Raw genomic sequence first — 9,174 nt, 5'->3', positions numbered from 1 at the left:
GCCCTCGAGGGGGAGGCCGCGGCGTTCACCTCGGTGCTCGATCCCGGCGACGATCTGTTCGGCGCGCTGAAGGCCTGGCTGAAGCGCGAATATGGCATCGTGGTCAAGGTGCTGCCGGTCGCCACCATGCCGAACTGGCGCCGCCGTTATGATCGTCATTCGCAGCGCCTGTTCCTGTCCGAACGCCTGTCGCCGTTCGACCAGTTGCGCGAAGTCGCGATGGAGGCCTGCCTGATCCGCATGACGGTCGCGGTCGCCGGCGAGATCCAGGCGCTCAAGCTGAGCACCGACGAGGCGCGCCGCCTGGCCCGCTTCGAACTTGGCCGTTATGCGGCGCATGCGCTGATGATGCCCTATCAGGCCTTTCACGCGGCTGCCGTGCGCGCCCGCTATGACATCGATGTCCTGCGTTCGCGCTTCGGCGTCTCCTTCGAACAGGCAGCCAACCGGCTGACCATGCTGCAGCGGCAGGGTGCCTCGGGGGTGCCGTTCTTCATGCTGGAGGTCGACAATGCAGGCAACCGCTTCCGCAAGGCCGGCAGCCAGGGCTTTCCACAAAGCCGCTTTGGCGGCGGCTGTCCCAAGCTGCCCGTGCATGTTGCCTTCACCCAACCCGGCCAGGTCTTCGTCGAGGCAGTGGAAATGCCCGACGGCGCCGAGTTCCTGTGCATCGCCCGCACACTGGAAGGGCCGCAAGGCGCATTCTCGGAACGTCCGCGCCGCACCGCGCTGCTGCTCGGTTGCGACATCGGCTTTCGGGACGAGATCGTCTATGGCGCGGCATTGCCCGGTGCGGCAATCACCGCAAAGGCCGGCAGTATTGCGGCGACGCCGGTCGGGCCTGCCTGCCGGCTTTGCGAACGCGTCGGCTGCCTGGCGCGGGCCGAGCCGCCGGTGACGCGCCCGCTCGGCCTTGACGAGATGGTGACGGGCCTGAGTGCCTTCGATTTCCAGTAACGCCGTGTCCTCTGAAATGGGGGCAAGGTGCCATAATTGTCGCCGGCCGCTGGCTCAGTTCCGGCCTGCGCCTTTGCGTTACGCGAACAGAGCATCTTTTTGTCGTCCCTTGCGCATCGTCCCGTCCACAAAAGCCCGACAGTCGCGCTCATGATCGATACCGCATCGCCGATCGTCGCATCGCCAGCCGTCTCGCCGCGCGAGGAGCGCGTCGGCATGCTTTTGGTCTTCCTGTCGGCGCTGATGTGGAGCTTCGGCGGCACCATCGCCCGCTTCATCACTGTCGGTGACAGCTGGACGGTCATTTTCTGGCGATCCGTCTGGGCAGCCGCCTTCCTGGTCTGCTTCATGGTCTGGCGTGACGGCTGGCGTGGCACGTTGAAGCTGTTCCACGACATGGGTCTGCCCGGCCTTGCCGTCGGGATCTGCTTTGCCACCGCATCGACCGCCTTCGTCGTGGCGCTGGCCTACACCACCGTCGCCAACATCCTTTTGATGCAGGCAGGCGTGCCGTTGCTGGCGGCGCTGTTTGCCTGGGCGTTGTTTCGCGAAAGGGTCGGTGTCGCCACCTGGGTGGCAATCGCCGCCGTCATCACCGGCGTCGCCATCATGGTGTCGGAATCGCTGGATGGCGCCGTCTCGCCCATAGGCGATGGGCTGGCGCTGTTGATCGCGGTCATGTTCTCGGTCGCCACCGTCATCACCCGGCGGTTTTCCGGCGTGCGCATGACGCCGGCGACGTGCCTCGGCACCATGCTCGCGGCCGGCTTTGCCGTCTCGCAGGCATCGACCTTCACCGTGTCAGTCAGCGACATGGGCTTTCTGTTTGCCTTCGGCGTGGTCAATCTCGGCCTCGGTCTCGCCTTCTTCGCCACCGGCGCACGGTTGATCCCGGCGGCCATCGCGGCTCTGCTCGGCACGTTCGAGCCGATCCTCGGCCCGATATGGGTCTGGCTCATCCATTCCGAGGTGCCGTCGGGGCGCACCATCATCGGTGGCGCGGTGGTGGTCACGGCGCTGCTCGTCCATATCGGGCTCGAATTCAAGCGCCAGGCACGGCCCGAACGCGCAGGGGTCACCGGGGTGCCGTCGCCTAATTGAAGCGGCCTGCAGCTTTGCCATTGACAACGTCGCTGCAGCACGGGCAGGCTGGGAATACGGCAACAACAAGACAGGCGTATCTTGCCAAGTCTCCCAGCCGGTCCGATCGGGACCGGACCATATCGTCGTATCTCTGCCCGCGCCACGGCGAAAGCCTATGACGGTATTGGCACGCCTCCCAGGCCGCCTCAGGGGCATCCAGCCATCTCATCGAACCGCCTGCATGGTCTCGGCAGTTCGCGCTTGTCGCCCCTTGGAAAGCTCAATAGTCTGAAGAAAATGCCGGTCGCGCTGATATCGCGACGAGCCGGTGAAGGAACACTCATCAAAGGAGAATAGCATGATCCGCAAAGCGCTCTGGCTTTCGGCAACCTCGGCATTCCTGACATTGTTCACCGTCGGCGGTCACGCCGCGGATCGTGTCGTCAACGTCTTCAACTGGTCGGACTATATCGACAGTTCGATCATCGACGATTTCACCAAGGAAACCGGCATCAAGGTCGTCTATGACACCTTCGATTCCAACGAAATCCTTGAGACCAAGCTGCTTGCCGGCGGCAGCGGCTATGACGTCGTCGTGCCCAGCGGCAATTTCCTTGCGCGCCAGATCCAGGCCGGCGTGTTCCAGAAGCTCGACAAGTCGAAACTGCCCAACATTTCCAACATGTGGGACACGGTTACCGAGCGAACCGCCAAATATGACCCCGGCAACGAATACTCGGTCAACTACATGTGGGGCACGGTTGGCATCGGCTACAACATCAAGAAGGTGCAGGCGGCGCTTGGCACTGACAAGATCGACAGCTGGGACGTCTTCTTCAATCCCGATAGCCTGGCCAAATTGAAGGACTGCGGCGTCTACGTGCTGGACTCGCCGGCAGATATCATCCCGGCGGCGTTGAAATATCTCAACCTCGACCCGAACAGCACGTCACCCGATGATATCGCCAAGGCCGAGGAGACCTTGCTCAAGGTGCGGCCTTACATCAGGAAGTTCCATTCCTCCGAATACATCAACGCGCTCGCCAACGGTGATATCTGCCTGGCGGTCGGCTGGTCGGGTGACGTGTTCCAGGCCCGCAACCGCGCGGTCGAGGCCAAGCAGGGCGTCGAAATCGGCTATTCCGTGCCGAAGGAGGGCGCGCAGATGTGGTTCGACCAGATGGCAATCCCCGCCGACGCGCCGCATGTGGCGGAGGCGCTCGAGTTCATCAACTACATGATGAAGCCGGAAGTTATCGCCAAGTCGTCGAACTACGTGCTCTACGCAAACGGCAACAAGGCTTCGCAGCAATTCGTCGACAAGGCATTGTTGGAGGATCCTTCGGTTTATCCCGATGCCGAGACCATAAAGAAGCTCTACACCGTCTCGCCATACGATCCCAAGACCCAGCGCGTCATCACGCGCACCTGGACCAAGATCGTCACTGGCCAGTAAGCAATCCGACACGGTCCCGGCAGCCACCTGCCGGGACCGTTTCTACCTGGGGCAAGAAGCAAGAAAATCAGGACGGAGTGGGATATGAAATCGCTTGGCAGCATCCGCAGGGATTTTGCACCGTGGAACGACCCGAATGCCAAGCCGTACATCCAGTTCGACAACGTCACCAAGAAGTTCGGTGACTTCACCGCCGTCAACAATCTGTCTCTGACCATCTTCGAGCGCGAGTTCTTCGCGCTGCTCGGCGCCTCCGGTTGCGGAAAGTCGACGCTGCTCAGGATGCTCGCCGGCTTCGAGGAGCCGACAGCCGGCCGCATTCTGCTTGACGGCCAGGATCTGCGTGGCATCCCGCCCTACCGGCGGCCTGTCAACATGATGTTCCAGTCCTATGCGCTGTTCCCGCATATGACGGTCGAGAACAACATCGCCTTCGGTCTCAAGCAGGACGGCATGCCGAAGCCCGAAATCGCATCGCGCGTTGCCGAGATGCTGAAGCTGGTCAAACTCGAGCAGTTCGCCAAGCGCAAGCCGCACCAACTATCCGGCGGCCAGCGCCAGCGCGTCGCGCTCGCCCGCTCGGTCGCCAAGCGGCCGAAGGTGCTGCTGCTCGACGAGCCGCTCGGCGCGTTGGACAAGAAGCTGCGCGAAGAGACGCAGTTCGAACTGATGGATTTGCAGCAGAACCTCGGCCTGACCTTCGTCGTCGTCACCCACGACCAGGAAGAGGCGATGACCATGGCCGATCGCATCGCCATCATCGACAAGGGCGAGGTGATGCAGGTGGCAACGCCGGCCGAAGTCTACGAGGCGCCGGGATCGCGCTTCGTCGCCGGCTTCGTCGGCAATGTGAACATGTTCGAGGGCAAGATCGCGCGTGGCGAGGCCGGCAGCGCCAGCATCGATGCCGGCAACGGCCTCACCATCCGCACCGACAATGCCGGCACCGCCGGCGCCGGGACGGCCGTCACCTTCGCCATCAGGCCCGAAAAGATCAAGGTGTCGTCGAAAAAGCCGGCCGAGGCGGTCAACGCCATCGAGGGCGAGGTCTACGACATCGCCTATCTCGGCGACATGACCGTCTACCATGTCAGGCTGGACGACGGCCAGGTGGTGCGCGCGAGCACCATGAACGCGGCCCGTATCACCGAGGATCCGTTGAGCTGGAACGACCGCGCCTGGGTTTCCTTCCGGCCCGATGCCGGCGTCGTGCTGACGCGGTAGGGGCGACCATGTCGAGCGCCGCCGTCACCACCTCATCAGCCTCTCCGGCATCCAATGCCGGCAAATCCATCCTTGCCAGGCTGGGTGCTGCCTTCGTTGGCCGACTGGTCATCATCATCCCGTATGTCTGGCTGCTGTTTTTCTTCCTCATTCCGTTCGTCATCGTCTTCAAGATCTCGCTGTCGCAGACGGCAATCGCCATTCCGCCCTATACGCCGGCGCTCGATTTCAGCGGCGGCATTTCCGGGTTCCTGGCTCAGCTGAAGCAACTCAGCCTCGACAATTACGCCTGGCTGACGCAGGACGCCCTCTACTTCAACGCCTATGTAACCAGCGTCATCATCGCCGCGGTCTCGACGGTCCTGACATTGCTCGTCGGCTACCCCATCGCCTATGGCATGGCGCGCGCGCCGGCGACGATCCGCCCGACCTTGCTGATGCTGGTGATCCTACCGTTCTGGACCTCGTTCCTGATCCGGGTCTACGCCTGGATCGGCATTCTCAAGCCCGAAGGGCTGCTCAATCAGCTGCTGCTCGCCACCGGCGTCATCCACCAGCCGCTGATCATCCTCAACACCTATACGGCGATCTTCATCGGCATCGTCTATTCCTACCTGCCGTTCATGGTGTTGCCGCTCTATTCCGCGCTTGAGAAGATGGACTATTCGCTGATCGAGGCAGCCAAGGATCTCGGCTGTCCGCCGACAAGTGCGTTCTGGAAGATCACCTTCCCGCTGTCGCTGCCCGGCGTCATCGCCGGCTGTCTGCTGGTGTTCATTCCGGCCGTCGGCGAGTTCGTCATTCCCGATCTGCTCGGCGGCTCGCAGACGCTGATGATCGGCAAGACGTTGTGGAACGAGTTCTTCGCCAATCGCGACTGGCCGGTATCGTCGGCCGTTGCCGTCATCCTGCTGTTGCTGCTGATCGTGCCGATCATGCTCTTCCAGCGGGCCCAGGCGCGCGCTCAGGAAATGGACAGGTGACCTCATGAACGCCACCTGGAGCCGCTTCAACATCACTTCGATCGTGCTTGGCTTTGCCTTTCTCTATCTGCCGATCGTGCTGCTCATCGTCTTCTCGTTCAACGAGTCGAAACTGGTTACGGTCTGGGGCGGTTTCTCGACCAAATGGTACGTCTCGCTGTTCCACAATCAGGGCCTCATGGACGCGACCTGGGTGACGGCGCGCGTTGGCCTGATCTCGGCCACGGTAGCGACCGTTCTCGGCACGCTGGCGGCACTCACCTTGACCCGCTACACGCGCTTCAAGGGCAGGGTGCTGTTCTCCGGCATGGTCTTTGCGCCGCTGGTCATGCCGGAAGTGATCACCGGCCTGTCGCTGCTGCTGCTCTTCGTCGCGGTCGGGCTCGACCGTGGCTTTCTCACCGTGACGCTCGCCCATATCACGCTGACCATGTGCTTCGTCGCCGTGGTCGTGCAGTCGCGGCTCATGACTTTCGACCGCTCGCTGGAAGAAGCCGCGATGGATCTTGGCGCAACGCCGGTGAAGACCTTCTTCCAGATCACATTGCCGGTCATCATGCCGGCGATCGTCTCCGGCTGGATGCTGGCTTTCACGCTTTCGCTCGACGATCTGGTCATCGCAAGCTTCACCTCCGGGCCGGGCGCGACGACGCTGCCGATGAAGATCTACAGCCAGGTTCGCCTCGGCGTGACGCCGGAAATCAACGCCGCCTGTACCATTTTGATCGCCGTCGTGGCGATGGGCGTCATCATCGCCTCGCTTGCCAACAAGCGGCGTGAGGTGCAGCGCCAGCTCGACGAGCAGGTGGCGCAGCGCGGGTGAAAGACAGAAGGCGCAGTGTCGCCTATTCCCCCGAAACGCCGCGGCTGATCGGGGAAATGAACGGCGTGCTCCAGGTTCCGCCGACGAAGAATGATGACTGGTTGGGACCTTGCTGGCCGTTGGCCTGCGTTGCCGCCTGGTCAGGCTGAATGACGCCGCCGGACAAGGCCAGTCCGCGCCCGGCGTAGGACGCGATGCCGGACAGCCAGATCTTGTACTTCGCTGAATTGGCCTCGGCCTTGTCGATCCGCGCCACGCCCTTCGAAATGGTGGCCTTGATCTCGGCACCGTCGATCGGCAATGTTCCGTCAGAGACATCGTCGAGCGCGAAGAAGCCGCCCTGTTCGGTATGTTTGAGGAAGGCCGGCAGGTTGAGCTTGCTCAACGCACCCGGCCCGAAGGTCGCCGAGACCGAGCCGTCGGCATTGTCGAAGATGGAATCCCAGGTTCTGCCCGGCCCCTTGAGGATCACCGAGACGGTGCCCGTGCCGACCGGCACCAGCCGCGTCATCCCTGCCGCCGTGCCGAATGCACCGCCGTCGATGTCGGACGCCAGAAGGCGGATTTCGACCTGTGAGCCTTCCGGCTTGCGATCGAAGCGAAGGCTGGTCTGGATGTTGCCGCCGAAGGCCGAGGCATCGGAGATGTCGAAGACGGACAGACCATCCTTGACCTGGGCCGTGGCGGCGACATCGGCGAGCTGGATAGGTCCCGCCGTGGCGTGGGCTGCCGACAGCCTCAGATCGAGATTGATCTTGTCGGCGAAACTTGTGTCGATTTCGCCGGGTCCCGCCCCTCCGGTCGGCACCAGCGGGGTGAAGGCTGACAGAAACGATCTGAGGTCGAGCGTGTCGAAGGCGAGCGTGCCGGAGATCACAGGTTGTGCTTCGCCAAGCGAGAGGTCCAGTGCACCCATCCCCGGATTGTTGTCGAGTGCAATTGCCGTGTTGTCGAACTTGACGCGCCCGCCGGTCGCGGTGATCTTGCTCGAAATGCTGACCGAGCCGATCGCTGCACCCGGAGCGATGCCGGCCTGCGACCATTCCAGGACACGCCGCAGCGAGGGTGCCGAGAACTTCGCCTGACCGTCGAAATAGGTATTTTCAGACATGCTGGCCGTGCCGTCGAACGAGAAGGTGGCGGGCGCCGCCTTAAAGGACAGCGTCAGCGGCGCCGTGCCGCCGGCAAACAGCACAAGCGGTCTGGCCGAGGCGACGTCCAGCGCGACGCTTTCGCCCCGCCAGATCCCTGTTGCCGACAGCGTCGCATTGCTGTTCATCGCCGCCCAATTCGCCTGACCGTTTAAACTGCTCAGGATCTCGACGTCCTTGCCGCCGATGGACGCTACCATTCGGCCGTCGCGAAACTCGACCGTGCCGAAGGTGTCGGTAGGCAGCTTGTCGAGGTCCGGCTTGGCGGGGTCGGCATTGACCACGCCGCGCGCCGTGTCGATGGAACGCGTGATGCGCCCGCCGGTGGGGACAGCGGGCAGGAAAAGGCCGGCAGGCGTGCGCTGGACCCGGATCGTCGGCCGCACCAGCCGCGCCGTCGAAAACACCACGTCGCCGCGCAGCGCCGCCATGGCGGAAAGGTCGACCTCGACCCGTTCTGCCTCGACCACAGGCGGCGCCTCGGTGTCGGTCCATTGTGAAAGCGTCACATCGGTCAGGATTGCCCGGAATGTCGGCCAGACCTCGATGCGCGGCGAACCGTCGATGGCGACCCGGAAGCCGCTCCACGCGCTCATTTCCCAGGCGATGCGGTCGCGCACGATACGGGTGGAGGCAATCAGCGGCAGGGCGGCAACGACCAGCGCGACGACGATCACGGCAGCGCCGATCGCCCATATTCCGCGCCGGATCATAGATGATGGCATATGGCCCCGTATGCTTCCATTCCGACAAATCGCCCGGCGGGTGTAACCCCGATCGTCACCACGACCCCGGTCGTCACCACGACCCCCAGTCATGACCACGACTTCCGGCCGCCACCACGACTTCAAGTTGTCACTACGACTTAGGGCTGAGGCATTTCAAGTCTTTATGGCCCGGCGATGGCATTTGCGCACATCTGGTCGCATCAGCCGAACAAAATCTTGCTCTGCTGCGCTGCGATATGCATAAGCGATGGCGACCGTGGAGGAACGATCATGGCTGCCGGACAACCGCTCTGGACCCCGACGCAAGACCAGATTGACGCAGCACCCTTGACCGCCTTCACCAAGGCCGCCGGAGTGAAAGCCGGCGTAGCGTTTTCCTCGTATTCGCAGCTTCATGCCTGGTCGGTCGAGGACCGTGAGGGGTTCTGGAGCCTGATCTGGGATTTCTGCGGCATCGTCGGCGACAGGGGCGATAACCTGCTCGTCGACGGCGACAAGATGCCCGGCGCTTCTTTCTTTCCCGATGCGACACTGAATTTCGCTGAGAATCTGCTGAAGAAGACCGGCTCAGGCGACGCAATCGTGTTTCGCGGCGAAGACAAGGTCGAGCGCCGGCTGTCCTGGAACGCGTTGCACGCGCTGACCTCGCGGCTGCAGCAGCTTTTCCTGTCGCTCAAGGTGAAGAAGGGCGACCGCATTGCCGCCATGATGCCCAACATGCCGGAGACCGTCGCCGCCATGCTGGCCGCGGCCTCGATCGGTGCCGTCT

At 63.0% G+C, this 9,174-nt stretch carries 8 protein-coding genes; 7 read left to right on the top strand and 1 reads right to left on the bottom strand.

Annotated elements, in window-relative coordinates; genetic code table 11:
- The 6 genes from EN893_RS08775 to EN893_RS08750 all read left to right on the top strand — a co-directional run.
- Window positions 1-957 (top strand): short-chain fatty acyl-CoA regulator family protein (locus EN893_RS08775; protein WP_128361492.1); only part of this gene is annotated, 957 nt, incomplete at its 5' end.
- 150 nt (window positions 958-1,107) lie between these two features.
- The gene (locus tag EN893_RS08770; protein WP_127268368.1) at window positions 1,108-2,058 is read left to right on the top strand and encodes a DMT family transporter; all 951 of its coding nucleotides are present in this window, start codon (window positions 1,108-1,110) and stop codon (window positions 2,056-2,058) included.
- 340 nt (window positions 2,059-2,398) lie between these two features.
- Window positions 2,399-3,496, top strand: a complete 1,098-nt coding sequence (locus EN893_RS08765; protein ID WP_127268369.1) for a polyamine ABC transporter substrate-binding protein — start codon at window positions 2,399-2,401, stop codon at window positions 3,494-3,496.
- Between the two features lie 84 nt (window positions 3,497-3,580).
- Window positions 3,581-4,720 carry an ABC transporter ATP-binding protein gene (locus EN893_RS08760; RefSeq protein WP_127272201.1) on the top strand — a complete coding sequence of 380 codons (1,140 nt, stop codon included), beginning with the start codon at window positions 3,581-3,583 and terminating at the stop codon, window positions 4,718-4,720.
- Window positions 4,721-4,728: 8 nt separating this feature from the next.
- Window positions 4,729-5,703 carry an ABC transporter permease subunit gene (locus EN893_RS08755; protein ID WP_127272202.1) on the top strand — a complete coding sequence of 325 codons (975 nt, stop codon included), beginning with the start codon at window positions 4,729-4,731 and terminating at the stop codon, window positions 5,701-5,703.
- A 4-nt stretch (window positions 5,704-5,707) separates the two neighbouring features.
- Window positions 5,708-6,526 carry an ABC transporter permease subunit gene (locus EN893_RS08750; protein WP_127271643.1) on the top strand — a complete coding sequence of 273 codons (819 nt, stop codon included), beginning with the start codon at window positions 5,708-5,710 and terminating at the stop codon, window positions 6,524-6,526.
- Between the two features lie 22 nt (window positions 6,527-6,548).
- Here EN893_RS08750 and EN893_RS08745 read toward each other — a convergent pair whose 3' ends face one another.
- Complete coding sequence (locus EN893_RS08745; RefSeq protein WP_127272203.1) at window positions 6,549-8,402, bottom strand: AsmA family protein; 1,854 nt, start codon at window positions 8,400-8,402, stop codon at window positions 6,549-6,551.
- Between the two features lie 273 nt (window positions 8,403-8,675).
- Between EN893_RS08745 and EN893_RS08740 the strand changes: the two genes are divergently transcribed.
- Window positions 8,676-9,174: AMP-binding protein (locus tag EN893_RS08740; protein WP_164900768.1), on the top strand; the 499-nt coding region annotated here is incomplete at its 3' end.

The organism is Mesorhizobium sp. M7A.F.Ca.CA.004.04.2.1, from assembly GCF_004022825.1.
Taxonomy (GTDB): domain Bacteria; phylum Pseudomonadota; class Alphaproteobacteria; order Rhizobiales; family Rhizobiaceae; genus Mesorhizobium.
This window is presented reverse-complemented; position numbering and strand designations above follow the sequence as displayed.

Bases quoted from the DNA above. Each gene is read 5' to 3' on its own strand.
- EN893_RS08765 (WP_127268369.1), top strand. From the start codon at position 2,399: ATGATCCGCAAAGCGCTCTGGCTTTCGGCAACCTCGGCATTCCTGACA.
- EN893_RS08760 (WP_127272201.1), top strand. From the start codon at position 3,581: ATGAAATCGCTTGGCAGCATCCGCAGGGATTTTGCACCGTGGAACGAC.
- EN893_RS08755 (WP_127272202.1), top strand. From the start codon at position 4,729: ATGTCGAGCGCCGCCGTCACCACCTCATCAGCCTCTCCGGCATCCAAT.
- EN893_RS08745 (WP_127272203.1), bottom strand. From the start codon at position 8,402: ATGCCATCATCTATGATCCGGCGCGGAATATGGGCGATCGGCGCTGCC.
- EN893_RS08750 (WP_127271643.1), top strand. From the start codon at position 5,708: ATGAACGCCACCTGGAGCCGCTTCAACATCACTTCGATCGTGCTTGGC.
- EN893_RS08770 (WP_127268368.1), top strand. From the start codon at position 1,108: ATGATCGATACCGCATCGCCGATCGTCGCATCGCCAGCCGTCTCGCCG.